Annotated in this window: 24 protein-coding genes and 1 pseudogene; 4 read left to right on the top strand and 21 right to left on the bottom strand. The window is 41.2% G+C overall.

The annotated features are described in order from the left end of the window. Positions 1 to 52 precede the first annotated feature (52 nt). Entirely contained in the window at positions 53 to 2,173 is a 2,121-nt protein-coding gene (locus tag ACQXR1_RS10445) for a peptidoglycan D,D-transpeptidase FtsI family protein (protein ID WP_430772067.1), read from the bottom strand. A gap of 335 nt (positions 2,174 to 2,508) precedes the next feature. Between ACQXR1_RS10445 and ACQXR1_RS10450 the strand changes: the two genes are divergently transcribed. Beyond that, positions 2,509 to 3,282, top strand: a complete 774-nt coding sequence (locus ACQXR1_RS10450) for a CAP domain-containing protein (RefSeq protein WP_014663779.1) — start codon at positions 2,509 to 2,511, stop codon at positions 3,280 to 3,282. Positions 3,283 to 3,702: 420 nt separating this feature from the next. Here the strand turns inward: ACQXR1_RS10450 and ACQXR1_RS10455 are convergent, their stop codons facing one another. The 3 genes from ACQXR1_RS10455 to mcpC all read right to left on the bottom strand — a co-directional run bounded on the left by ACQXR1_RS10455 (position 3,703) and on the right by mcpC (position 7,842). Continuing rightward, positions 3,703 to 4,593, bottom strand: coding sequence for a virginiamycin B lyase family protein (locus ACQXR1_RS10455; protein ID WP_430772068.1), 891 nt, complete (start codon positions 4,591 to 4,593; stop codon positions 3,703 to 3,705). A 267-nt stretch (positions 4,594 to 4,860) separates the two neighbouring features. Further along, positions 4,861 to 5,727, bottom strand: a complete 867-nt coding sequence (locus ACQXR1_RS10460; protein WP_069149512.1) for an NAD(P)-dependent oxidoreductase — start codon at positions 5,725 to 5,727, stop codon at positions 4,861 to 4,863. A gap of 147 nt (positions 5,728 to 5,874) precedes the next feature. Beyond that, complete coding sequence (gene mcpC / locus ACQXR1_RS10465) at positions 5,875 to 7,842, bottom strand: methyl-accepting chemotaxis protein McpC (protein ID WP_430772069.1); 1,968 nt, start codon at positions 7,840 to 7,842, stop codon at positions 5,875 to 5,877. Positions 7,843 to 7,976: 134 nt separating this feature from the next. Here mcpC and ACQXR1_RS10470 point away from each other — a divergent pair, with 134 nt between their 5' ends. After that, on the top strand, positions 7,977 to 8,675 hold the full coding sequence (locus ACQXR1_RS10470) for a GNAT family N-acetyltransferase (protein ID WP_430772086.1): 699 nt from the start codon (positions 7,977 to 7,979) through the stop codon (positions 8,673 to 8,675). Here ACQXR1_RS10470 and splB read toward each other — a convergent pair. The 8 genes from splB to papB form a co-directional block, all read right to left on the bottom strand. After that, positions 8,672 to 9,700 (bottom strand): spore photoproduct lyase, encoded by a 1,029-nt coding sequence (splB, locus tag ACQXR1_RS10475; RefSeq protein ID WP_014663774.1) that lies wholly within the window; start codon positions 9,698 to 9,700, stop codon positions 8,672 to 8,674. The genes ACQXR1_RS10470 and splB overlap by 4 nt on opposite strands. 77 nt (positions 9,701 to 9,777) lie before the next feature. Next, on the bottom strand, positions 9,778 to 10,017 hold the full coding sequence (splA, locus tag ACQXR1_RS10480; protein ID WP_003218644.1) for a splAB operon transcriptional regulator SplA: 240 nt from the start codon (positions 10,015 to 10,017) through the stop codon (positions 9,778 to 9,780). Positions 10,018 to 10,107: 90 nt separating this feature from the next. Beyond that, entirely contained in the window at positions 10,108 to 11,820 is a 1,713-nt protein-coding gene (gene ptsP, locus ACQXR1_RS10485) for a phosphoenolpyruvate--protein phosphotransferase (RefSeq protein WP_014663773.1), read from the bottom strand. Next, positions 11,820 to 12,086, bottom strand: a complete 267-nt coding sequence (locus tag ACQXR1_RS10490) for a phosphocarrier protein HPr (protein WP_003154654.1) — start codon at positions 12,084 to 12,086, stop codon at positions 11,820 to 11,822. Before ACQXR1_RS10490 ends, ptsP begins: the two co-directional genes overlap by 1 nt. A 97-nt stretch (positions 12,087 to 12,183) precedes the next feature. Further along, positions 12,184 to 14,283, bottom strand: a complete 2,100-nt coding sequence (gene ptsG, locus ACQXR1_RS10495) for a PTS glucose transporter subunit IIABC (RefSeq protein ID WP_430772070.1) — start codon at positions 14,281 to 14,283, stop codon at positions 12,184 to 12,186. Between the two features lie 228 nt (positions 14,284 to 14,511). Continuing rightward, positions 14,512 to 15,378 (bottom strand): glucose PTS transporter transcription antiterminator GlcT, encoded by an 867-nt coding sequence (gene glcT / locus ACQXR1_RS10500; protein WP_243571898.1) that lies wholly within the window; start codon positions 15,376 to 15,378, stop codon positions 14,512 to 14,514. Between the two features lie 62 nt (positions 15,379 to 15,440). After that, positions 15,441 to 16,406: a LacI family DNA-binding transcriptional regulator gene (locus ACQXR1_RS10505; RefSeq protein WP_147771835.1), complete on the bottom strand. Its 966-nt coding sequence runs from the start codon at positions 16,404 to 16,406 to the stop codon at positions 15,441 to 15,443. Positions 16,407 to 16,686: 280 nt separating this feature from the next. After that, the gene (gene papB, locus ACQXR1_RS10510; RefSeq protein WP_430772072.1) at positions 16,687 to 17,781 is read right to left on the bottom strand and encodes a di/tri-peptidase; all 1,095 of its coding nucleotides are present in this window, start codon (positions 17,779 to 17,781) and stop codon (positions 16,687 to 16,689) included. Between the two features lie 164 nt (positions 17,782 to 17,945). On the opposite strand from papB, the gene ACQXR1_RS10515 reads away from it, so the two are divergent. Beyond that, positions 17,946 to 18,149 carry a hypothetical protein gene (locus ACQXR1_RS10515; protein WP_014663767.1) on the top strand — a complete coding sequence of 68 codons (204 nt, stop codon included), beginning with the start codon at positions 17,946 to 17,948 and terminating at the stop codon, positions 18,147 to 18,149. A 37-nt stretch (positions 18,150 to 18,186) separates the two neighbouring features. On the opposite strand, the gene pfeT is transcribed toward ACQXR1_RS10515, so the two are convergent. The 5 genes from pfeT to ACQXR1_RS10540 form a co-directional block, all read right to left on the bottom strand. After that, positions 18,187 to 20,100, bottom strand: a complete 1,914-nt coding sequence (gene pfeT / locus ACQXR1_RS10520; protein WP_430772073.1) for a metal-transporting ATPase PfeT — start codon at positions 20,098 to 20,100, stop codon at positions 18,187 to 18,189. A 236-nt stretch (positions 20,101 to 20,336) separates the two neighbouring features. After that, positions 20,337 to 20,834, bottom strand: a complete 498-nt coding sequence (gene stoA, locus ACQXR1_RS10525; protein WP_430772075.1) for a sporulation thiol-disulfide oxidoreductase StoA — start codon at positions 20,832 to 20,834, stop codon at positions 20,337 to 20,339. A gap of 50 nt (positions 20,835 to 20,884) precedes the next feature. Then, positions 20,885 to 22,222, bottom strand: a complete 1,338-nt coding sequence (ykvU, locus tag ACQXR1_RS10530) for a sporulation protein YkvU (RefSeq protein WP_014663764.1) — start codon at positions 22,220 to 22,222, stop codon at positions 20,885 to 20,887. A gap of 117 nt (positions 22,223 to 22,339) precedes the next feature. Next, positions 22,340 to 22,966: a cell wall hydrolase gene (locus ACQXR1_RS10535; protein WP_003232442.1), complete on the bottom strand. Its 627-nt coding sequence runs from the start codon at positions 22,964 to 22,966 to the stop codon at positions 22,340 to 22,342. A 298-nt stretch (positions 22,967 to 23,264) separates the two neighbouring features. Next, positions 23,265 to 23,459 carry a hypothetical protein gene (locus tag ACQXR1_RS10540; protein WP_014663763.1) on the bottom strand — a complete coding sequence of 65 codons (195 nt, stop codon included), beginning with the start codon at positions 23,457 to 23,459 and terminating at the stop codon, positions 23,265 to 23,267. A 164-nt stretch (positions 23,460 to 23,623) separates the two neighbouring features. On the opposite strand from ACQXR1_RS10540, the gene ACQXR1_RS10545 reads away from it, so the two are divergent. Further along, positions 23,624 to 23,809 carry a YkvS family protein gene (locus ACQXR1_RS10545; RefSeq protein WP_003232446.1) on the top strand — a complete coding sequence of 62 codons (186 nt, stop codon included), beginning with the start codon at positions 23,624 to 23,626 and terminating at the stop codon, positions 23,807 to 23,809. A 123-nt stretch (positions 23,810 to 23,932) separates the two neighbouring features. Here the strand turns inward: ACQXR1_RS10545 and ACQXR1_RS10550 are convergent, their stop codons facing one another. From ACQXR1_RS10550 to ACQXR1_RS10565, 4 genes and pseudogenes are all read right to left on the bottom strand, one after another. After that, entirely contained in the window at positions 23,933 to 24,223 is a 291-nt protein-coding gene (locus ACQXR1_RS10550) for a DUF3219 family protein (protein WP_430772077.1), read from the bottom strand. 295 nt (positions 24,224 to 24,518) lie between these two features. Continuing rightward, positions 24,519 to 24,746: pseudogene (locus ACQXR1_RS10555) on the bottom strand (hypothetical protein); the annotation flags it as partial. Between the two features lie 111 nt (positions 24,747 to 24,857). Then, on the bottom strand, positions 24,858 to 25,658 hold the full coding sequence (locus tag ACQXR1_RS10560) for a tyrosine-type recombinase/integrase (RefSeq protein ID WP_430772078.1): 801 nt from the start codon (positions 25,656 to 25,658) through the stop codon (positions 24,858 to 24,860). Positions 25,659 to 25,697: 39 nt separating this feature from the next. After that, complete coding sequence (locus ACQXR1_RS10565) at positions 25,698 to 26,486, bottom strand: hypothetical protein (protein WP_430772080.1); 789 nt, start codon at positions 26,484 to 26,486, stop codon at positions 25,698 to 25,700. Between the last annotated feature and the right edge of the window lie 42 nt (positions 26,487 to 26,528).

Below are 26,528 nucleotides of genomic sequence, written 5' to 3' on the forward strand. Positions count from 1 at the left end.
ATTTTTGAATAAAAGAAAGGGCACACAATCTTTCTATTGTGCACCCTGTTTTTTATTTTTTACTGTGTTTTTTTTCGAGCTCTGCGTAGGCGTGGATAGCTCTTTTGGCAATAATTTTATTGATTTTATCATCATCCCTTACTGAGGGAACAACGACACTAAAAGCGACTTTGGGATTTTCCGATGGGTAATAACCAACAAATGTAAGATTGTATGTTTTTTTCCCCCACCAATTGCGATTCGTGCCGTAGTAAAATGTTTCCGCTGTTCCTGTTTTCCCTGATACATCTTCTGTAAACGTATTTTTAGCTGTCCCTGAGGTTGTAACGAGCTTCATTCCGGTCTTTACTTGCTGTATGTCACTTTCTGAGTTGTTAATTTTATTTAGAATGTTTGGCTTTCTTTGTTCAATGGTCTTCCCAAGGCCCTTTTTATTGCTGGGCTCATGAACACTTGTAACAATTCTTGGCTGAACACGGTAGCCCCCATTGGCAATGGAAGAGATGTACTGCGCCATTTGAAGGGGGGTATATGTATCGTATTGTCCAATAGCCAAGTCTAAAATTAACCCCCCCACCGCATCAGGTGTAGTTTGCATGCCGGCTGATTCCTGCGGAAGATCAATACCTGTCTTTACACCCAGACCAAATTGGCTGTAGTAATTTCTCATCTTGTTTAAATCCTTCTGGTCAGCGGGAAGAGGTCCATGCGGCTTGTATGTAACACCGGCAATATGCATGGCGACATTAAACATGTATACGTTTGAGCTTTTTTGCAAAGCTGTTAATTCATTGATGGTTCCCATGTTCATGTAGGATTTCTTTGGTTTGTTACCGTACCCAGCCAAATAAAGAGGTGTATCCACAAAATATTTATAATGCGGAATTCCGTCCTGATAGCCGGCCAGCACGGTGGCGCCCTTCACTGCTGAGCCCATTTCATATTGGGTGGTAAATGCCCCTATCGCATAATCTTCAATTTTGTTGGTTTTTAAGTCTATCTTTTTCCCTGCCATCGATAAAATATCGCCGTTATTCGGGTCCATCATTACGGCAAAAGCTCTGTCCAGCATGTAATTTCCGCGTGCGCGGCTGTTTCTCACTTCTTCTTCAATAATCTTTTCCATCTTTGCTTGAAGCTCCATGTCAAAGGAAAGCTGAAGATCGTATCCCCTGCTGCCTTTATCAATGGTTTTTTGGCTGACGACATTTCCTTTATTGTCTTCTACGTATTCCACTTTTTCTTTATGCGAATTTAAGTAATCTTCATATTGATACTCTAAATAACTTTTTCCCACCCTGTCATTATTCGCATAGCCTCTTGTTAAATAGAAATCTTTCCGGTCGCTCAGCAGGCCCTGATCAGGTGTCGTGACGCCCCCGAAAACGGAATAAAGGGTTTTGTCATAAGGATATTTTCGTGTCCAATCGTTTACAATGTCGATTCCCGGAAGCTCTTCTAAATGCTCAGAAACAATTGAAATTTCATCATATGTTAAGTCATTTTTAGGTCTCTGCGAGGAATTTTTCTTCTCATCAAGCAGCGCTCCGTTTTTTCCATTGCTATTGCTTTCATTTGGATTCATTGCCTTTACGATTTGAGGTTCGTAGGCATTTCCGCTTGAGAACCTTGTATATATCGCAGCCGTTTCCATTTCTTCGTCATCTTGCTGAATAGCCTTCAATTCTTGATCCGGAACACGATCTAGTTGAAGCTTGTAAGCTTGGGCTCCTTTCAGATTGCTTTCCGATTCCTTAAGCAGGGCAGCTGCTTTTTTCGGATGAGCTGCGATCCAGTAATCACGCAGATCCCTTTCCTTCAAAAATTCGGTATCAATATGAATGAAAGAAGCAAGCCTCTTCGCTGTTTTGATCTTATCTTCGGTTTTTGTGCTAGATGTTGATACATACACAATTTCTGGAACGCTCTGGTTGTCGACAGCAACTTTCTGGTTTCTGTCGTACATCTTCCCGCGAGGCGCAGGATAGTAAGCTGTTTTTGCATTTGATTTCTCAGCGTCTTCTTCATGCTGTTCGCCTTCAACAATTTGAACGACCCCGAGCTTAAAAATTAATGCAGTGAATAGAACAAAGACAGCTAGGAAAAAAAGGTTCATTCTGATTGCTCTGTTTCCTTTGCTCTTTTTCTTTGGTTCACGTCCTATTTCAGTCACTTCTGGTTACCCCTCTCAAATCATTCAATATATTTACATATACTGAGATTAATTGTAACACCTTTGTAATAGTTGTTACAGCGAAAAGGAGTAAAAAAAGCTGTCAACATAAAAACACATTAAAATATAACTAACGATTCAAAAAAAAGGAAGATATGTAACAGTACGATAAAACCATAAATGCCGCTGATTTCTTTATTCATGCGATTCAGCGGATTTACTTTACGAAAATGACAATCTCTATTTGTCAAAGGAAAGTGTTGGAGTCTTTATGACAAAAAAGCTATGTTATGATTTTTTTGTAGAAACAAACAACTCTAGGAGGTTACGAACTAATGAAGAAAGCATTTATTTTATCTGCTGCCGCTGCGGTTGGATTATTCACATTCGGAGGCGTACAGCAAGCATCAGCGAAAGAACTCTCCTGCCAGTCTGTGGTAACAGTAAAAACGGGGAACACAGTACAAAACATGTCACTTAACGATGCAGTGAAAAAACTGCATATTAACACAAATATCAAAACGTTAAACGCTGCAAACGAAAAAGAGATTAAGCAGCTGCTTCAAAAACATGCGAAGCAATCTAACATGAAGGTTCAGGATGTTCAAAAGACAGAAACGGCAAAACCGGCGCAAAAGACTACTGAAAAAGCTGCTGCTGATCAAAACACCGCTTCTAAAGCACCTGCAACTGCTGAAAAAACAAACACAACAACATCTGCACCTTCTTCTGTAAGTGCATATGAGAAAAAAGTTGTTGAGCTTACAAATGCAGAAAGACAAAAACAAGGCTTAAAACCGCTTCAAATTGATGAAACGTTAAGCAAATCTGCACGCGCAAAATCTCAGGATATGAAAGACAAAAACTACTTTGATCACCAAAGCCCAACTTATGGCTCACCGTTTGATATGATGAAATCTTTCGGAATCAGCTACAAAACAGCAGGTGAAAACATTGCGAAGGGCCAAAAGACACCTGAAGAAGTAGTAAAAGCCTGGATGAACAGTGAAGGACACAGAAAAAACATTCTAAACCCTAACTTTACTCACATCGGTGTTGGCTACGTTGAGTCTGGAAGCATCTGGACACAACAATTCATCGGTAAATAATAAAAAATTTCCTGTACGATACAGGTAATCTTCAGCTTGCAGAAAAAACCATGTTTTTTCTGCAAGCTTTTTTGCTGTATTCATATTTTTGATGCAGAAATAGAAAAAACCGCCAGCCAAGCAAGGATAGGATGCGACATCCTTCTTTACATTCTGGAACCCGATTGTAAGGGGAATTTGTTCACTCACAATCCGTTTTGTTTTCCATCTTCCATAGCAAATATGCCTTTGATAGAATTGACCTTTTCTGCAATTAAGGAAAAATTTTCAGTCTGAGCAATATAGGCTTCGTCGCAGTTTTTTGTGAGGAACAGAGAAAGACATCATTCTTTAAAGCCTTTCTTTGATTTTATGATAGGGAAATAGAGGCTGTCCGAGGTTTCTCGACAGCCTGAGGTACAAAGGGCGGCCTCTATTCTATTATGTGGTTAATCTTAGCTTTCCTATTTTGTTACATTCTAATGCAAACCATACTGTTCCATCATTAGCGCATCCAATTCCATGAGGCTCAGCATGAGGTGTGTTGATTGTATATTCTTCAATTTTGTGATCACTTGTCAGCCTTCCGATTTTATTTCCTCCCCATTCGGTAAACCATAAATCGGATTTTCGCCCTGCAGCGATAGCGTGAGGACGTGCATTTGGTGTTGGAATAACATATTCAGTTATGTCACCTGAAACTGTAATCCTACCTATCTTATTCCCCATGATTTCTACAAACCAAAGTGCATCATCATGCCCTTTTGTAATACCAACTGGTCCTGCTCCCGGTGTCGGAATTGGAAACTCCGTTACCTCTCCTGATTCAGTTATTTTGCCGATAGCATTATTCTGGTTTTCAGTGAACCAAAGCGAATCATCTGAACCCAATGTAATAAAAGAAGGGTATGATCCTTCATTAGGCAGTTCATATTCATAAATCTTACCCTCTATCGTCAATTTTCCTATACGATTTCCATTCATCTCAGTAAACCAGATATCGCCGTTTGGACCTTCCGTAATCCCATACGGGGCTGAATGTTGATGCGGTAATGGATATTCTCTAAATTGCCCTTTTTCGGTCAGTTTTCCTATCTTATTAGCTCTATTTTCTGTAAACCAGATATCACCTTTTGAAGACACCGTTAAACACATGGCCCCAGCATCAGGTGTCGGAATCGTATACGCTTGAATTTTTCCCTTCTTATCAATACAGCTTATTTTGTTAGCTTTATGTTGGGTAAACCATACTTTTCCCTCGTGTGAAATGGCTATCCCGTATGGGCCAGAATCAGAATGTAAAATACTTATTTCTTGCTGTTCAAGCTCCATAACTTAATTCCCCCCTTCAATATAATCTGCAAAAAAGCCTCCTATTCTCACTGTTCTGTAATAGGAGGCAATGCTTACGTTCATACCTAAATAGGCGCCGATTTCGTCATAAATAAAAACATTACACCATAATCCTATCTCATAATAAACAAAACAAATAAGCATTTCCAAGTGGTATTTTTCTGTTTTACCACCTAGAGCCCAGAAAAAGGCTGTCGAGATTATCACGACAGCCTGATGGTTGCCTGCAGGATACAGGCAGTCTTTTTATTTCACCCAAAGTTTATATATACTCTGTGTTCCGCTGTTTTCTTCACCTTGTGCAGCAAGCTTGTCATATAAGGATTTAGCAAGCGATAAGCCTGGCATTTCTTCTCCCATTAGTTCTGCTTCCTCTAGCGCAATTCCCATATCTTTAATAAAATGCTTTACATAAAATCCTGGTTCAAAGTTGCCTTGCAGCATACGGGGAGCAAGATTTGACAATGACCAGCTTCCCGCTGCGCCCGTTGTAATGCTTTTCAGGACATTTTCCGGCTCTAGGCCTGATTTTTGAGCGTATGCCATTGCTTCAGCAACACCGATCATACCAGCTGCAATTGCAATCTGATTGCACATCTTGGTATGCTGTCCGCTTCCAGCCGGTCCTTGGTACTGAATATTCTCTCCCATTAAAGAGAAAATCGGCATGCAGGCTTCAAAAGCTTCTTTTTCTCCACCAACCATAATCGCGAGTGTTCCGTTTTGTGCACCGACATCTCCGCCTGAAACAGGAGCGTCTAAAGCGAATAATGCTTTTTCTTTGGCCGCTTCCGCAATCTTCTTCGCAAGCGAGGGCTTAGATGTCGTCATATCAATAAGATATGCTCCTTCTTTTGCGTTTTCAATAATTCCGCTTGTTCCGAAATACACTTCTTCAACATCACTGGGATAGCCGACCATTGTAATGATAACATCCGCTTCTTTCGAAAGATCTTTGACCGTTTCTTTCCATACCGCGCCTTTTTGCAGGATGCTGTCTGCTTTTTCTTTTGTCCGGGTGTATACCAATACAGGATGGCCGTCATTGAGAATATGTGTTGCCATGCTTTTTCCCATTACTCCAAGACCGATAAAACCAATTGTTTTTTTCAAGGTCATTCCTCCCAGATGTTTCGTTTAGATTTTAGTTAAAATTTATCATTTTTCCTTCATTTTCTAGACTACCATAACTATACATCATAGAGTAGACTCTAAAATAAAAAAACCCCAAAACATACCATGTTTTAGGGTTTTATTGGATTATAATGTGAATTTTGTGATTGTTTTCATAAGCTCTTGGCTTGCATGTTTTAACGTGTCTGTTGAGTGTTTGACTTTATCAAGAGTGATCAGCTGTTCATCAGTTGATGCGTTCACTTCCTCTGCTGCGGCAGCTGATTCCTGTGATATGGCTGAAATGCTTTGAATCGCTTCAGAAATCGCGAGCTGTTCTTCACTCATTCTTTGAATTTCTGCGTAAATGTGATCAATGCCTTGCACCAGTGACTGCATTTCCGAAGTTATCGTGTTTAATACCTCTCCAGTCTCGTGAATGGCACTGTTTTGTTCATCGTTCATTCTGCTTGCCTCAATCATTGCATGAGAGGCCTCTTTTGTCTCAAGCTGGATAAGCTTTACAGTCTCACTGATATGCTTTGTAGAGAGGGCTGATTGCTCAGCTAGCTTCCTCACTTCATCAGCTACAACGGCAAAACCGCGGCCGCTTTCTCCCGCTCTGGCTGCCTCAATGCTGGCATTTAAAGCAAGCAAATTGGTTTGATCAGATATGTTTGAAATCGCCGTAACGACTTCTTCAATATTCTTAGTTTGATTTTCTAAATCCAGCAGCATCGTTTCAACCTTTTTTGTTTCCATGTTGGCTTCGTTTGACTTCATCAGCAGCTGGCCGAGTGCGTCAAGTCCTTTATAGCTTGCATCCTCGGACGATTTTGAGCGTTCTTTTATTCCGCCTGCCTCCTCAGCGATTTGTCTGATTTTCATTGACAGGCTTTCTGATTTTTCATTAATGGTTTCAACTTCAGAAGCTTGTTCCGATGCCCCTGCAGCTACTTCTTCAATCGCTTTTGCAATTTGTCCGCTTGTTTCATTTGTTTCTGCAGAGACAGCCGTTAATTGCTCAGTGGTATCAGATACCTTTCCTGAAGAGATCCTCACTTGCTCAACCATTTCTTTCATATTTTCAACCATCAGATTGAAGTCCCTTGTTAAAATACCGACTTCATCCTTAGATTTTGATTCCGCGTGCACTGTTAAATCGCCTGCGGAAACGGCTTTCGTTTTAGCGATCAGCTGCTGTATCGGACCGGTTATCGTTTTGGCCAGGAAGTAGCTGAGAATAATTGTGATGATAAGCGCAATCAATGATATCCAAAGATTTGCCCGATTCATTTTATCTGAAATCCACATTAATTGATCGGTATCAAATTGCGTTCCGACCTTCCAGCCCGTTTCACCAATCGTTTGATACACAACCATTTTCCCATTCACATCCTGTATCCCTTTTTTCTCGGATGCAATGGTTTTCAGTGTTTGATCCTTTGATATATTTTTTCCTTGATTTGACGGATGGGCTAAAAGATTGCCGCTCGCATCAGCTAAAAAGGCAAATCCATTGTAAGGCACCTTTTGTTTATTGACCATACTTTGGATAGCAGAGAGTTTCAAGTCATAGCTGGCAACCCCTATCACTTTTTGCCTGTCTAAGATCGCTTTCGATGCAGTAACAATCATGTCTCCTGTCACGACATCTTTATAAGGTTCCGTCCAAACAACTTGATCCGGGGCTTCAGCTGCAAGCTTATACCATGGTCTTGATGTTGGATCATAATCCTCAGCGAAATCCGCTTTTGGATATGTAAACATTTCTTTTTTTGCGGTGCCTATGTAAGCCATCGCAACATAATCATCATTATCTTTGATTTGCTTAATGTCATCGTTAAACAGCCGAGCAGCTTCTTTACTTGGTTTCGTTACAAATGTATGCGTTAATTTCCCATTAGCCAGCCTTGATAACGAAATGGCATAACTCTTTAATTGCAATTCAATATTTTGTTCAAGTGACTGCGTCACGTTTTGAGTTGTATTTTTCCCATCCTCTGTAATCATCGGTTTTAGCGTTAAATAAGAAGACAGCATTAAAAGAACAACTGTGGCGATTAACATAATCGAAACAAAAACAGCAATCTTCATGTGAAGTTTTTTAAACAAACCAATCCCCTCCTAATTTCTATATCGGCCCTTTCGTTTGAAAAATGAATAATCAAAAAATAAATTATAAGAATATCGGAATATATTTACTGAAAATTCAATCTTCGTTATAATAAAACAACATAAGGAGAGTGATGATCATACTGAAACAAATATATGTGCATAACGGAAGAAAATTTGAAGCTCTAACCATCAGAAACTACAATGAGACTGACATCAAGGGGCTGATTTCTCTTCAAAGAGAATGTTTCCCTCCCCCATTTCCCCAAGAAATGCTGTGGTCTGAGGATCAGCTTGACAGTCATATCAAAACCTTTCCGGAAGGCGCTTTATGCGCGCTCATCAATGGCAGAATTATTGGTTCCATGACGGCTCTTATTGTACAATTTGAGCATGAATCTCCTGACCATACCTGGGCGCAAGCAACAGACAACGGATCAATTAAGAATCATGACCCTCATGGAAATACCTTATATGTAGTGGATATTTCTGTTTCTCCACGTTATCGAAAGCTTGGAATCGGAAAATGGCTGATGAATACGATGTATGAGCTTACTGTTGATAAAAGGCTGGAGCGCCTTCTCGGAGGCGGACGCCTTCCTTTATATCATAAATACGCACACGAGATCAGCGCTGTTCAGTACGTTGAAGATGTGATGGAAGGCAGAAAAAACGACCCTGTGCTGTCCTTTCTCCTCCGTTGCGGGCGTTCACCTATTTGTGTAGTCAATAATTATTTAGAGGATACAGAATCATTGAATTACGGCGTTTTGATGGAATGGAAAAATCCTTTCTATAAAAAAGCGAGCTGTTCATCACAACAGCCCGGTTAAGTGAAATATTCGATTTTCGCATTAGGGAAATAAGCATCAATATAGGATTCAAGCGCTTCTCGAAGTGCGTGCTCTTCATCTTTCTGATATATATATTTTCCGATCCCGTAACGGCCCCATTTATAACGGCGCTTTTCCTCATCTAATTCAAGCTTCGTTTTCGGATAATTCTTCTCTATCACTCGTTTGGCCGGTTTTGTAAAACGGTGCTGAATTAATTCAAACGTAATATCATGTCTAACATCCTGCGGCAAAGCAGCATCAAGCTTTTCAAATAGATGTTTGTACCCTTCTTCCCAGCCTTCATGAATATAAATCGGTGCAACAATAAAGCCTAGCGGGTATCCTGCTTTTGCAACTTTAACAGCCGCTTCTATCCGCTTATCAAGAGGTGATGTTCCCGGCTCAAAGTTTTTAATCACATAGTCGGCATTAATGCTGAACCTGAATCTCGTTTTCCCGTTATGCTTTGCATCTAATAGGTGATCGACATGATGAAATTTCGTTACAAATCTAAGCTTACCGAGATCACTTTGACCAAAATGTTCAATGGCGCGCTTCAGCGTGTGTGTCAGATGATCAATCCCTACGATATCTGAGGTACAAGAGGCTTCGAACCTTGTGAACTCTGGCGCGCGCTCTTTCATATACTTATCCGCCTGATCCAAAATCTCTTCGACGTTTACATAGGTTCTGATATATGGCTTTGATCCCATGGTTGTTTGCAGGTAGCAGTAATGGCAGTGCCCCATGCAGCCTGTTGCAAACGGGATGGCATATTCGGCTGAGGGTTTGGATGAATCAAACTTTAATGTTTTCCGAACACCGATAACTAAAGTTGATTTCGCATTGCGATATTGCTGAAGATGATTTTTCCCAGGAATATTACGCACCTGATTGTGGGATGTCGTTTCTCTGATTTCAATGCCCATTTTCTCAAACTTATCTTGTAATTCTTGAGCCAGCGGATATTCCAGCGCTCTTGGTTCTATATACACAAGCTGCGGAACAAATGGGTTCTGCATGATGCCACATCCTTTTCCTTTACTACTGTTACTTTTCTCACCAGACGGAAAGGATATGAGTTGTAATGATTTCCTTGTTACTCATACGGATCAATATCAAATAGTTCTTTGTAAAGTGATTTAGCTTCTTCATAGCTTGCAAACACAGCGTCGTCCTCTGCAAACGGATGGTAGGTTTCATAAATAAACAGAGAAAGCTCGCCTTCATGGTATGGGTGGTGCACAATTTCGGCTTCCTTGATGTGAGCAACATTGGCGGCGTGCGGATTTCTGTAGATCACATAAACAGTATCTCCTGCGTTAAATTGGTTTGACATACTATCCCTCCTAGCCATGTTATTGTGTCCTTCTATACCCTTACTTATGAAAAAAACCAGACAGGCCGGAGGCCGTCTGGTTTTTGTACATTATTTGAAAGTTTCTTTTACGAACGCGACAACTTCTTCTGTCGTGCTCATAGATAAGATTTTCTCTTTGAATGACTCAGCTTCTTGTTTAGACAATTTGCTGATTTGTGTTCTTGCCGGAAGGATAGACGTTGCGCTCATTGAGAACTCATCTAAGCCTAAGCCAAGAAGGATCGGAATCGCAATCTCGTCTCCTGCCATTTCTCCGCACATGCCAACCCATTTTCCTTCTTTATGTGCCGCTTCAATTACAAGTGTAATCAGGCGAAGGATAGCCGGGTTGTATGGCTGATACAGGTAAGATACACGTTCATTCATACGGTCAGCTGCCATTGTGTATTGGATCAAATCGTTTGTTCCGATACTGAAGAAATCAACCTCTTTAGCAAACTGATCAGCGATGACTGCAGTTGACGGAATTTCAACCATCATACCGACTTCAATATCATCAGATACAGCCTGTCCCGCTTTTACGAGCTTTTCTTTCTCTTCAAGAAGGATCGCTTTTGCTTCTTTGAATTCGTTAACTGTCGCAATCATAGGGAACATGATTTTCAAGTTTCCGTATGTACTTGCACGAAGCAGCGCGCGAAGCTGTGTTCTGAAGATTTCTTGCTCTTCCAGGCAAAGGCGAATCGCTCTGTATCCCAAGAACGGGTTCATTTCTTTAGGAAGCTGCAGGTAAGGAAGCTCTTTGTCTCCGCCGATATCAAGTGTCCGCACGACAACTGATTTTCCTTCCATACGCTCAAGAACCGTTTTGTAAGCATCAAACTGCTCATCTTCTGTAGGCAGCTGATCTCTTCCCATGTAAAGGAATTCTGTACGGTAAAGGCCAACTGCTTCGCCGCCGTTTTCAAGAACGCCTTTTACATCATCAGGAGTACCGATGTTCGCTGCGAGCTCTACATGATGTCCGTCTTTTGAGACAGTCGGTTCATTGACAAGCTTCGCCCACTCAGCCTTTTGAGCCAAATAAGCATTATGTTTTTCTTCATACTCTTTTACAGTTTCAGCAGATGGGTCAATAATGACATCACCATTGATACCGTCAACGATAACAGTCACGCCGTTTTGGATCGTGCCTGTAGCCGCTTTCGTTCCAACAACTGCTGGAATCTCAAGAGAACGCGCCATGATGGCGGAGTGAGATGTGCGTCCGCCAATATCAGTTGTGAATCCTTTTACGAACTCACGGTTTAATTGAGCTGTGTCAGACGGTGTTAAGTCTTCAGCTACAATAATAACCTCTTCTGAGATCATGCTTGGGTTTGGAATTTCGACGCCAAGCAGGTGGCCAGTTACGCGTTTTGTTACATCGCGGATATCTGCCGCACGCTCTTTCATATATTCGTTGTCCATAGATTCAAACATGGTAACGAACATAGAAGACGTTTCTTTTAAAGCGAATTCAGCGTTAACTGAATCAGTGCTGATTTTTTCTTTCACAGGGTTCAGAAGCTCAGGGTCACTGAGAACTAAAAGGTGCGCAGAAAAAATATCAGCTTTATCCTGACCCAGTTCCTTCAAAGCGTGCTCTTTGATTTTTTCGAGCTCTTCTTTTGAACGTGCAATCGCTTCATCAAAACGGCTTACTTCCGCTTCAGAATCAGAGATGCTTTTCTTTTCAACCGTTAAATCTGGCTCTTCAAGCCGGTACGCTTTTGCAATCGCGATGCCGGCTGAAGCGCCAATCCCTTTTAACTCTTGCATTACTCGCCGAGTCCTTCGCTTTTCATTGTTTCTTCTAAAGCGTTAAGAGCATCGTTTTCGTCAGCTCCACTAGCAGAGATTGTGATCTCAGCGCCTTTAGCGATACCTAGAGACATAACACCCATGATAGATTTAAGGTTAACTGTTTTGCCGTTATATTCTAAATTAACGTCAGCGTCGTATTTGCTAGCAGTTTGTACAAGAACTGTCGCAGGACGAGCGTGGATTCCAGAATCTGCAGTTACTTTAAATGTTTTTTGTGCCATTTTTATCATTCTCCTTTTAACTTAAAGCTATATTACTTCACAATATTATATCATACAACCGTACTTGTCATCTGACAAGCACGGCGTACTAACACCCTTATTTTTCAATCTTCACAATATCGTCTTGTTCTCTGTTGACTGAACCGCTTGCTTTAATGCTGACTGTTTCTCCGTCAGCAAGGTTTGTAAATACAATCGGTGTCATAAGAGATGGTACATTCGGTTTGACTGCGTCCAGATCAACTTCAAGAAGTTTTTGTCCAGGCTCAACGCGGTCTCCTTCTGATACGAAAGGCGTAAATCCTTCGCCCTTCAGGCTGACAGTATCAATACCAAAGTGGATCAAAATTTCTCTTCCGCCGTCGGATTGCAGGCCGATCGCATGTTTTGTCGGGAACACATTTAGAATTTTTCCTCGAACCGGTGATACGACAATTCCTTCAGAAGGGAGAATCGCAAAACCGTCACCCATCATTTTTCCTGAGAAGACTTGGTCAGGAACATCTGTAATCGGGTGAATTTCCCCGGCAATCGGAGAAACGAAAACTTCCTCGCCGATTTCATTTTGCAGCGGTTCTGCAATCACTTCCTCAACCTGCTGGCCTACTTCCTCTTGAGCAGATGTTTTCGGTTCAGGTCTAGGCTTGCGTCCCGCAATAATGTCTTGCATTTGTGTTTTTAACCCGTCAGAACGCGGTCCGAAAATAGCCTGAATATTGTTGCCGACTTCCAGCACTCCAGAAGCACCAAGCTGTTTCAGACGGTCTTTATCAACCTTTTTCTGATCGTTTACAGTCACACGGAGACGAGTGATACAAGCATCAAGGTGTTTGATGTTTTCCTGGTCACCCATTGCCTGCAGGATCTCATAAGGAAGATCTCCTGCTTCACCTGTTTTCCCAGTTGCTGCTGTTTCTTCCGCAGCATCCTCGCGTCCAGGTGTTTTCAGATTGAATTTGCGGATGGCAAATCGGAATCCAAAGTAGTAAATGACCGCTAACCCTAAGCCGACAGGAATGACAAGCCACCATGCCGTTCGGTTCGGTAAAATACCGAATAGGAAGTAGTCAATTAAACCGCCGGAGAATGTCATACCAATCTTAACATTCAACAGCTGCATGACCATGAATGAAAGCCCCGCAAACACACAGTGAATCGCAAACAGGACTGGTGCAACGAATAAGAATGAAAATTCCAATGGCTCTGTAATCCCTGTTAAGAAGGATGTCAAGGCTGCTGAACCCATAATACCTGCAACGAGTTTTTTGTTTTGCGGCTTTGCTTCATGATAAATGGCAAGCGCCGCAGCAGGCAGACCGAACATCATAAACGGATATTTACCTGTCATGAACGTACCTGCTGTTAACTGTACGCCGTCTTTAATCTGCGCCATAAAGATACGCTGATCCCCGCGGATGATTTCTCCTGCTGCACTCTTATAGCTGAAGAATTCGTACCAGAACGGCGAATAGAAAATATGGTGCAAACCGAATGGAATAAGCGAACGTTCAATCACCCCGAAGATAAACGCAGCAAGGGTTGGATTCGCTTCCACTAATCCTGTTGAAAAGGCATTCAATCCATGCTGGATCGGAGGCCAGATCACTAACATAATAAGACCCAGAATCAGTGCAGAAATTGACGTAACAATTGGAACGAAACGTTTACCCGCAAAGAAACCAAGGTATTGCGGAAGTTCAATTGTGTAAAATTTGTTAAACAATAGTGCAGCTAACACACCGACGATAATACCGCCGAACACACCTGTCGCCAAGGTAGGTATACCAAGCATGTTTACATATGCAGGATGGTTTTCCGTGAAGAACTTGGCTCTTTCAATTGAATCGGAAGGAATGGTTCCGTTTGCAAGAAGAACCGCACTCATGGATACGTTCATTACCAGATAACCGATAATCGCCGCGATCCCTGCAACTCCATCACCGTTGGCAAGCCCGATGGCTACACCGACTGCGAATAGAAGCGGAAGGTTATCGAAAACAATTTGCCCAGCGCTTTCCATAACACTCGCTACGAGCTGAACATTGTCATTGCTTAAGAAATGCAGGACTTGAATCATGTCCTTATTTTGCATCGCATTCCCAATCGCAAGCAAAATACCCGCAGCCGGAAGGATCGCAACTGGAAGCATAAGCGCACGCCCAATTTTTTGAAGAACGCCGAATAATGCTTTAAACATAAGAATTGACCTCCTCTTTTTACTAGTCTGACCTTACAGCTAAAAATCATGACAACGAATTCACAGGCGTAAGTCTTCCAGTTTAACCGTTTACATTTGCCCTTTTACACAACAAAAAGGGCATGAGCAAAATTGGGTGCGCAAAAGAACGAGAATAACTTCCCGTTTTTTCCCCTCAATCACTCATGCCTGATCGGATCAGTAACACGTTATAAGGTTAAACTGAATTTATGAAATTTTATTGGTTAATCGGTACAGATGAAGCGTTAGGTAAACCGCTTCCGCCTCATGAACTGGTTTCTTCAATGTTTGCTGCAAGATTTTAATCAATTTCCAAGCTGTATTGTAGCATAGCGGATATTCATTTTTCAATAAGAACATTAATTTTTCTGGTTCTTTAGTCGGTTCTTCTTTTTTAATTCTTTCTATTGTAAATCTGATATGCCTGATCAGCCGCAAATAGTTGACACTTTCCTTATTTACTTTCATTTGAAATGAGTCTTCAATCACTTCGACAAGCTGCGCCATGAGCTGCGAGTGCTGATTGACCTCAGACAACGGGCGGTTTGTCAGCGCTGAATGGATATGCAAAGCGATAAAACCAATCTCCCCTTCAGGAAGGCAGATTCCCGCTTTTTCATTGATCATCTCTATGACTTCTTTAGCTATTTGGTACTCCTCAGGGTATAGTGACTGAGTCTCCATTAAAAATGGATTCTTCATATCAAATCCCTGCTGCTGCCTTTTGATCGCAAATGCGATATGGTCTGTCAGCGCAATATGAATATGTTCATTTAATGAGTGATTAGTCCTATTGCTGATGTGATAGATGACATCGTTCGAAATATCAACGAGCTTTTCATCAACATAGTCAAGGAGCTTTTTAAACTGCTTTTGTTCCTTCTCGTCTTTTAAAATGAACATTTTATCGTAGCCTTTATCTTCAATGACATCATCTTGTTTTTTTCCGAAACCAATACCTTTTCCGATTAAAACGACTTCGCTGTATTTATGATGAGAAGCAATTAATACATTATTATTCAGTACCTTTTTCACTGTGAAGGACCCATTCACGATCCTCAGCTCCTTTATCATTCAATACCTCATATCGTACATAACGAACGGAATGCACGTCAAACCTTTTTTCGATGCTTTCACTAAACAGTCGATCTTTCGATGAGTTGGTAATCCAAAACCTTCCTTTCAATCGGCTGCCCTTGAATTCTTTTTTCCAGCATGGCAAATGCCTGTTTTCCCATTTCCTTTGTTTGAATATCGATCGTTGTGATTCCAAGCGCTTGGCTGATTTCGTGGTTATCAACACTTAAGATCGCAAGCTCATCCGGTACTGATACCCGCTGATTCTTTGCTTCAAGAAAAAGTCCTGCTGAAACTTGGTCATTGGCAACAAAAATAGCCGTCGGCTTTTCCTTCCACGTTTTCCATTTATGAAAAAGCGCCTTCCCATCATTGATTGTAATCGCTTTCTCAACTACCCAGTCTTCACGAAATGCCTCCCCGATCTCTTCCAATGCTTCTTTATAGGCTTTGATTCGAAAATGGCTGTTCATGCCTTTTTTTCTTGCCAAACAGATCGCTATTTTTTTGTGCCCTTTGGCAATTAAATAGTCCAAGCCGTTCCGGAATGCTTCTTGGTGTGGAATGCTGATGGTTGGGAAACGGCCAATATCTGAATTCTGGCATAGCAATATCGGGCCCTCCCATTCCATGAGTTTCTCATCAGCAAGTGCCTTTGAACAAAAAATCAAACCATCAACCTGTCGCTGTTTTAATTGAGACAGCGCAAAGATTTCTTTTTGGACCTCATAGTTTGTTTGAAATAAAGAGAGGTGAATCCCGGATTCCACGGCTGCGTCAGCTATTCCTGCAATCAGCTCTGCAAAATATGGCAGGCTAACCGTCGGCAAGACAACACCAATCATGTTTGAAAATCCTTTCGACAAATGGACAGCGTGAATATTTCTCGTGTACTCCAATGCCTCCATCGCTTCAAGCACTCTTTTTCTTTTGTCTTCACTAACGTACGGATGATTGTTTATCACCCGGGAAACCGTTGTAACGGAGACACCGGCTTTTTCTGCAATGTCTTTAATATTAGCCATAGATTCCCTTCTTTCTAAATCCCTTGATCTGGAATGCGTTTCATACAATATGATAGGAACGTACCAGACATATTTTATGTTTTTTGCTGAAAGGAGAAGATCACATGGGTTTTTTCATTTTAATTGGATTATGTCTCACTGTTCTCGGCGGCAGCTGTCTTGCTGTAAAACCTCTCAACCAAAAACATGAAATTAAACCATTTCGAACTTTTGATGATTTTTTTATTTAATGCAGATAAAAAAGGACGATGTCTCGAACAAAGTCCTTTTTTACTTCCTGTTACGGCAGTATGATTAATTCCTTCGGATATTGTGTCAGGGCAACTGCCCCGTCCTTAGTTACATGAACGTCATCCTCAATGCGCACGCCGCCGATTTCAGGCACATAAATTCCCGGTTCGATCGTGTAGACCATGCCTTCCTGCAGAAGCGTATCGTTATCCTGACTCATTGATGGGTACTCATGGACAGAAATTCCGAGTCCGTGTCCAAGACGGTGAGGAAAATAATCGCCGTATCCCGCTTTTTCGATGATTCCGCGGGCTGTCAAATCCAGATCTCCGATTCTGACACCGGGTTTGCTTGCCTCAATCGCGGCTTTTTCCGCTTGAAGCACAGTCTCGTAAATCGCCTCCTGCTTCGGGTTGATGGTTTTGTATGCAAACGTTCTTGTAATATCAGAGCAATAGCCGTCAAGAATAACACCGAGATCAAATAAAACAAAATCACCTTTCTTTAACGTGGCTGTACCAGGATTTCCGTGAGGCTGGCCTGATTTTTCTCCGAACAAAACCATTGTCGAAAAAGACATGCCCTGAATTCCTTTTTTCTTCAGCTCATACTCAATTTGAGCGAGCACTTCCACTTCACTAATGCCTTCACGCAAAGCGGCTGTACCGACTTCAACACCGTAATCCGCAAGCTTTGCCGCCTCTTTCAGCAAACGAACTTCATTGTCGTCTTTAATCAGGCGAAATTGGTTGAGTGTTTCTTCTGCTGAAACAAATTGAGCCCCGCCCGTCGAATGCTTCAGCTGTTCAGCGCGTGATAGCGAGATGGAATCCTTTTCTACCGCAAGCGTATGTATGCTGATATTTCGCTTTTTCAAGGCTTTCTCTATCAGCTCCCACGGATTTTCGTGATCCGCATAGCCAATGATTTCATAATTCCAGCCTGCGTTGCGGGCCTGTCCTGCTTCCATTCCTGGACAAATAAAGAAAGGCTCCTCTTCTTGAAAAATAAATAACCCCATTAATCTTTCATGCGGCTCTGTGTAAAAACCGGTTAAGTAAAAAACATTTTCTTTCGTATGAATAAATGCGGCAGTATGCCCCGCTTCCTTCAGCCATGAAGAGACGCGTTGTATTCTATTCACTTCTTGTTCCTCCCCGCCATTTGCAATGCATTGTTCTACCCTTCATTGTATCAGGTTTTGCAGATGTTTGCCTTTCACAAAGCCTTCATTTTCCGATGCATTTTATTTCCTGCTTCGCTTCCTGTATACTGACAGTAACGTTCAATCGCAGGGGGTTGTTCCGTTTGCTGATGAATTTTTTCAGGCGAAAAGCAGTTATGCTCTTAACGATTTTGGGAATTTCCGCTCCTTTTATCGGAATGAAGATGGTGGGCTTTTATTATTACAGCTCAATTATAGGCTGTGCAGCGGGCTTCCTTTGCTGCATCCTCGCTCTCATCCTGGTTACGAAAAGATCTGCCAAAGACAAAAATGAAGGGAAAGCTTGATACATAAAAAACCAGCAGCCTGATGGGGCTGCTGGTTTTATTTTAGGAGTCTTAATCCGTTTAGTATGACCAAAATCGTACTTCCCTCATGACCAATCACGCCAAATGGCAATTCCATCACCTGCAAAAAGTTTGCACAAATCAGCAGACAGATCACAGCTAGAGAAAACACGATATTTTGTTTGATGATCCTGTTCATTTTCCGTGACAAGCGGCACATGTTTACGAGCTTTTTCAAGTCGTTTTTCATGAGGACCATATCAGCAGTCTCAAGTGCTACATCTGTTCCGCCGCCCATCGCAATGCCGACATCCGCCGCTTTGAGCGCCGGCGCATCATTGATTCCGTCACCAACCATTGCAATTGTTCCGAATTCTTCTTTTAATCGTTTGATTTCATTCACTTTTTGGTCAGGCAGGCATTCTGCCGCAACAGTTGTCATGCCGGCTTCCTTGGCAATCGCTTGAGCCGTGTCCACGTGATCTCCTGTCAGCATGGCCGTTTTAATCCCAAGTCGGTTCAGTTCCTCCATGACCTCTTTTGCTTCAGGCCTAATTTGGTCCTTCAGTGCAATACAGCCCGCTATTTGATCATCCTTTTTCACAAATACAATCGTATGGCCGCTTTGAATGATATCTGATGCTGTCTGTTTCATAAATTGCGCCGCCATTTCCTCGCCGATAAAACCTGCTTTACCGACCTTCCATTTCGCGCCCGACACTTCTGCCATAACGCCAAACCCTGATGTTTCTTCTATAGATATGTAGCCGGACTGATTTACGCCGCGGCTTTCAGCGTACAACGTTATGGCTTGGGCGAGCGGATGGCTTGATTGCGTTTCGATGGCATAGACAGCCTCAAGAACTTCCGCTTCTTTGAACCCTTCTGCTATTCTGATCGTCTCAACGGCAGGCTGGCCTTTTGTTACAGTACCGGTTTTATCAAAGGCGATCATTTGCACAGAGCCCAGCTGTTCAAGAAAGACGCTTCCTTTCACAAGCATACCGTTACGGGCGCCATTTGAAATCAGGGACAACGCCGCCGGCATAATAGAGGCGACAAGCGCACAAGGTGACGCGACAACCATAAACACCATTGCGCGGTAGAAGGTTTCACTCCAGCTCCAGCCCAGCGCAAAGTGCGGGACGAATAAAAGGAGCGCCACCGCAATTAGCACACCTTTCACATAAGCATTTTCAAATCGTTCGATGAAAGCCTGCGCGGGTGAAACACTATTTTGCGCTGATTCAACCAGTTTGATAATTTTTCTGAATAACGAATCTTCATTTGCTTTCGTGACACGGACAGTCAAGGAGCCATTGCGATTCACCGTTCCTGTGAATACAGCGTCGCCTCTGTTTTTTTCTACAGGCATTGATTCACCTGTTAAAGCCGACTCGTCAAGACTTGTCGAGCCCGATTCAATGATACCGTCTGCCGCTACGCGTTCTCCAGGTTTGATCACAATCATATCACCGGCCTGCAAGTCTGAAACCGGAACTCTTTTGGTTTCACCATTGACCATCAATGTCGCTTCTTCAGGCTCAAGCTGCATTAAAGACGTTAAATCTCTGCTGCTTTTATTCATTGTGTATGTTTCTAAAGCTCCGCTTAAGGAAAAAATAAATATTAAAATAGCGCCCTCTGCCCAGTATCCAATCAAGGCGGAGCCAATAGCAGCGAAAATCATTAAAAGTTCTACATTCAGCGTTTTGGATTCGAGCGTTTCTTCGATTCCTTCCTTTGCTTTAGCGAATCCGCCGATCACAAAAGCCAACAAGAAAAGTGTTATGGATAATACTTGATGGCCGGATAAGAGCCAGCCAGCCAAGATAAGGGCGCCTGATACAAGTGCTGCAATAAGCTCTGCGTGCTGCGCCCAGTTTTTTTCTCTCTTGTCTGTTTTTAATGGCTCGTGCGGATCGCGTTGAACGATAACTTGTTCATTCATATCGAATTCTCCTCTCTAATTGAGAACGTAAATCATCTTCATTTCTCTTATAAAAAACAAAATCGCCGCCCAAAAGGCAGCTTTATCGTCAGTTATTTCTTGATGTCTTCCTTTATTATAGCACGCAAGAAGAGAATTTCAATTATAATTATTTTAATTTCTTCTTGATAATAATTATCATTAATGTTTATTCACTTCTTCTCTATATGAAAAAAGCTGAGAGTCTATACTCTCAGCTATTCTTCCGTCCATTCCTTCAGTTGTTCCGCCGTCATCGGGCCAATTTTTGTTTTTTCAATTTCTCCCTTTTCATTCAGCAAAAATGATGTTGGGATCGTGATGATATGATACTCCTTCATCAATTCCCCTTTTGAGTCAAGGACAATCGGAAACGTCAGCTTGTTTGCTTTAATAAAGTCTTCAACGGCTTGCTGATTTTGTTCCGAATTCACTAAATTCACCGTGACCAGCTTTAAGCTGTCGGATGGATGGGCATCATAAAACGACTGAAACTGTGGAAGCTCCTTTTTGCAGGGCGGACACCATGATGTCCAAAAATGGAGAATTGTTTTTTGCCCTTTATTCGGAATCGAGATGTCCTCCCCTTCTATCGTTTTCATAAGAAAAACAGCGGGAACAGCAGGCTGTTTTCCCTCGGCTTGTGCCGAACCTGGAAACCATGCAATCAACCCTAATAACACAATGTATATAGTAAGCAAGCGCTTCGTCAACATGGAATCTTCCTTTCATGCTTTTCAATTAGCTTGCCCCTGCTGTTCCTTTATCATCCTTCAATTCGCGGCGCTCTGTTCCCTCCCGTAAGCAATACAGATACTTGCAGCGCTTTGCAGATCGTGGCATAGTGCAGGCTCGTCAAAAGAATCATGCCAGTGTTCATCCCGAGGATAATCCCGAGCATTTGCAGATTCTCCATTGACCCCAGTACATACATCATACTCAGCGCAACGATATGGCTCCACACATTGTGATAAAAAGCCTCTTTCACAAAGCCCATTCCAATTAAGCATGCCTGCAGCGGCATGACAAACAGATGAAAGAGAAAGTAAGGCCACAACAGCTGCAAGTAATACTGCGCTTCAGGAGAGTGAAAAAACAAATGTGTGAGTGGTCCCGCAAACTGGAACATGATCCAGACAGCCGGTATACCGTAACCTAATGTAATGAAAATCGACTGCTTCAGCCTTTTTAACACGATGTCATACTGTGAAAGTGCATAAGCTTCCGAAATACTTGGTATCATGACAACCATTAACGAATGGGCAATAAATGCAGGGAACGAACCTATCGTCACAGCCACTCCAGCCAGCATTCCGTATTGATCGATCGCCGCTGTCCCGGCAACGCCCGCAGCCAAAAGCGCTCCTTTCACTAAAAAGGGTTCAATTGCGTTGACAACGGCATGAAAAATGCGCAATCCTGTAGTAGGAATTGAAACGGCAAGCAGCCTTTTTCTTACATCCTTTCCGCGCAAATGAATGTGCTGCTGGCCGGATACCGCACGCCTTGCCATAATAAATTGTGAATATAAATAAACAAGCACGACCACATCACTCACGACTAAAACAAACAAGGAAATCAGCACAGCCATGTCCAATTCAAATGAGTACCATTGAAAAAAGATGAATAAGCACAAGAGCTGGATGATTTTTTTCAGCACATTGGCAATTGCGATTTTCCCCATTTTCTGCACACCCATAAAGTAGCCTCTGGCGATCGAAGTAAAGGCGACAACAGGAATTAAGCCGATGACAATTCCTTTAATAAACGGGTGGTATGTATCAAATACCGGAATAAACGGAAGCGCAATACTAGCGGCGGCAGTAGAAAAAGCGGTGAAAATGGCTGTCATTCTAAAAGCGTGCCTTAGCATGCTTTCATGAAGCTTAGGATTTGACTCGGCAATGAATTTAGAAATGGATATCGGCAGTTCCAGGCTCGCGATGACAATAATTAAAAAGATCGTGGGCAAAATACTCATGTAAAGCCCCATCCCATGCTCGCCAAGCTCTCGTGCCAAAATCATATTTACGACAAATTCAAGGCATTCAGCGAAAAAGGCGGCAATGGATAGAAGAATGATCCCTTTCACAAATCGATTCATGATGTCTCTCCTTGTCTCTTGTACTACCAACATCATATGAGACAAGTTCAAAAATTATTTTATTTTTACTCTTTATATGAAAAAAAGCACAGTTGAGACCTATTGTCTCTTCTATGCTTAGACGGCAAAAACGTGTCTGCCGATTTTTTCGACGATTTTTCTTGAACGAATCCAATTATCTGACGCTGTTTTCGGATTATAAAAGAAGATGGCATCTGTTTCTCTATTTTTTGAGGACAGTGCTTCTTCGGCAGCTTCAATCGATTCTTTGTCAGGCTTTTGATTAATGCTGCCGTTTGCGACCGGTTCAAAGGCGTTTTTCTGATAGATAACTCCTCTAATCGTATCAGGAAAACCTTTTTTCTCCGTTCTGTTCAGTACAACGCTTGCTACAGCGACTTTGCCTTTATATGATTCTCCTTTGGCCTCTGCGTGAACGAGACGGGACAGCAACTCTTTTTCAGACTGTGTATATGTTTCTTTCTCATCATTTGTTTTGTCCGGTTTATCTTTCTCTTTCTTTTCAGTGTGTGCTGATAGCTTAATCGGTTTTATTTTCTTGTCCTTATCAGCAGACAGTGAAGGGAAAGATTCATTCGTATTTCGATCTATATGTGTAAGCCATTTCGCTTCTTCATGTTTTGTCTTCTTTGCGCTCAGTAGTGAAGCTTGTGTATGCTCAATTTTGGCTGCAGGCATGAAACAAAGAAGAAAAACAGCCAGAGCAGTGAATTTCGTTGTCATACAATTTCCTCCTTAAAGTGCTCAAAAAAACACTTCATTACCTTAACAAGAGATCCATTCATTTTCACGGAAAAAGATTTTCCAACTCTCCCAAGGAGGCATCAGGATGGAATAAAGAGGATGACTCACTGCTTACTGGCAGAAAAACAGCCTGAAATTCTATAAATCTTGTCAAATTGATACATGTTTATCCATTTATAACACTTTACATTTTATTTACATCTGTTACAGACGGATGTAATAAAAGGCTTGTATTCTGTCATATATGATAAAAAGGCTTCTCACATATGAGAAACCTTCAGCTTCTTGGCTGTTCTAAGTATTGAAATATGACATCTCCGCCTTGCTGGGCAATTCCTCGGAAATGTTTAAAATCATCTTGTTTAGATAACACAGCCCTGAAATCAAGGAAATGCTCTTTTTGGACTCTCAGTTCGTTTATGGCGCCGGTGCGCAGCTGTTCAATCATTTCTGTGATCTCTTCGGGATGCAACGAAAATTCCCCCTTTTCTTTCTATTGACGAAAATCAATATATCATCTTTAATGCGACAGGACAATTCATAAGGGAGATAAAACTCCTTATCGCTTTACTTCTCAATAAAAATACTGCAAAATACTTTCAAAAGGCATTATTATGTTAAAAGGAGAGGAAGCTTGTGAAAATCGCTAAGGTTGGAAATGTCATTGAATTTAAAAACGGATTAACCGGTGTTGTTGAAAAAGTAAATGAGAATTCTGTTATCGTTGATGTGACGATCATGGATAACTATCGGGATCTTGAGTTAGATTCATTGACAGTTGTTAATCATAAAAATTATAAGATCATCAGAGACTCCTATTAAAACCTCCTTATTTCCACATTGATTCAAAAAAACTGCAAGACGGACAATTAAACACCTTACATATGAAATTCGCTTTCTCAAAAGCTGCCGGCCGGCAGCTTTTTTACATAAAAAAACACCGATTTATGAATCGGCGTTTTGGTCTATTTCCGTTATTTCTATATAGAACTCGCTGACGGCCCCTGGTTCGTACAGGTTGGTCAATGCCGTTGAATAATTTGTCATTTCACCTCGGAAAGCAAGATCGCGTTCCGGAACCTCGACATTAAACGTTTTTTCATACAACAGGACGGCGATATCATGGTAAGTCTCACTCGTAACGTTTAGGGTACATGCAATTTTGCGCTTCGGCTCGTTTTCTTCTTGATATGCTGCTATTTCTAATGTTACATTGTTTAATCGCAGTGTCTTCACTTCTTATCAGCTCCTTTACGGTTCATGCATCTTAGCATACCTTAACGAACGTTCACAATAAATCTGTTCTGATCGTTATGTTCACCATTTCTTTAGAAAAGACACCTTTACAAACATACGTTCGTTAAATTATAATAAAACAGACGAGCTGCCATCCAGCATCCCGTCTTTTCATTAGAAAGCGGCGAGTGGAATTCCCCCCGGATTCGCTCGTCTTTTTTATATAATCAGGATGTGTAGAACGAGTAACTAAGATGCTTTAAAAAACAAAAAATAGACGTAGTGTTACCCACGTCTATGTAAGGACATCTTGTACCTTTAACGTCGTCTCCGGATACAAATCATGGTTCATCATACGGTATTCGGCCATTTTTTCATACTTCGTGCCAGGCTTTCCGTAGTTTGTGTACGGGTCAATGGAAATGCCGCCTCTTAGCGTGAATTTGCCCCATACTTCGATGTAGCGCGGGTCCATTAACTCAATCAAGTCATTCATGATGATGTTCATGCAGTCTTCGTGGAAGAAAAGACAGGTCAAAGTCTTGTCCCATAAGTGATTACTCCAGACATTAATCATGAAGTCACACCAATTTCACACCTTGCCAAACGATTGATCTAGGTTTTTTTAGACACTTCAGCGTCCATTGCAGGAAGAACATGAGTATATGTTTAGTGTTGTTGTAATTCGTGCGTGCCCCAATCTTTCCTGAACGATTCTGGGGTTAAACTTTAGAATCCCAATCAAAAAGGTAGCATGTGTATGTCTTAAATCATGGCAGCGAAGTTTAGGTAAATTCAATGCATCTCTTGTTACATTAAATGATCTCCTATAATTATTAGGATGTACCCAGTTCCCTGTTTTAGAGCATACAATTAAATCGTAGTTCTTATAATCGTTTCCTACAATTCGCTTCTCCTTTTCAATCATTGCTTTGTGATTTTTCAAACTCTCACAGAGCATTTCTGGGATACTTATTGTTCTATAAGATGTAAGTGTTTTAACTTCAGGAACTAAACCGTATGATCCTTTTTCATTTATCTTGGCCAAAGTCTGACGAATTGTTATAGTCTTTGCTTCAAAATTAACGTCTCTCCACCCTAGCCCTAATACTTCTCCCATTCTAATTCCTGTTTGAATCTGAATTTCAAGTCCAATGTAATGCCTGGTTAGATTCAATAAAACATTTCGGGCATTCAGGAACGCTCTTATGTCCTCTTCATCCCAAGACCGAACAATCTTATTGTCTAATGGTCTACTGACATCATTTACAACGTTATAATTGAACGTGCTTTGTTTAGAAACTTTCTTCAAAATCTCTGCTACAATGCCATAAGCCGTTCGGATTGTTGCAGCTGAAAGGTTTCTTTCTCTAACTAGTCTATTCACATATTCTTGTAAAACTGCTTCATTTATTTCTTTAATTTTAAACTTCACATAAAAAGGACGGGAAGTTAAGTCCCTGTCCTTTTTAATTCAACTTTCTTGTTGTGCTCTTTTCTGTTTCCTTTCAAGTTTATAATCAAATAGTTTAGACATTAACATAGAGTATTTACCCTGTTTGAATTTCCATTTTGGCATATCATCTATAAAGTAAATAAAAAGATCTCCTAATGAAGCAGGTACCATCTCCTTAAATGCTAAATACAAGAACAAATCAAGACTTCTAAATAATATTTTATTAAATGAATTGATCTCAATATGTGTCTCAAATGCAAAACTTCTGTCCTGTGTTTCTCTAATTAAATACTCTTTAATTTGTACAAAAGAAGGATGTGTATAGGAGGACAATACACCATACACTTGTTTAACATCCTCGACAAAATCATCGTGTACCCCTTCTAGATCATCAACTGGTGAAATCGATGATCTTGGAACCTCTTTCTTGAAATACGCTATCCTTTCATCAAGTGATAACCAATCTGACTGGCACTGTTGGTCAGTGTATAAGTATTTAATCATTGTTTCCAATAAATATCTAAGCTCTCTTTTAGCTGGATTGATATGACCATTTATCACGCTTTCTCTTATACTTTCCAAAGAATCTATTATTTCAAGGAGACTCCAAAATAAAATGGACTTTTTAAAGTACTCACCATCCCTTGTAGAAACAAATTGACATAGTAATAGAGTTTGATTGAAATCATGAATTAAATTGTTCGTATAAGAGATTGCAGATTGATATTGTTGAGATTGTTTGTATTCATCATAACTTTCTCTTTTTTCATTAAAATCTTTTTCGAATGATCCAAAAATATCAAGCAATGAAATCCCTCCCCTACTTTTTTACTCAATAATAACACTAAC

This window comes from Bacillus sp. ATD (assembly GCF_050585765.1).
Lineage (GTDB): Bacteria > Bacillota > Bacilli > Bacillales > Bacillaceae > Bacillus > Bacillus stercoris.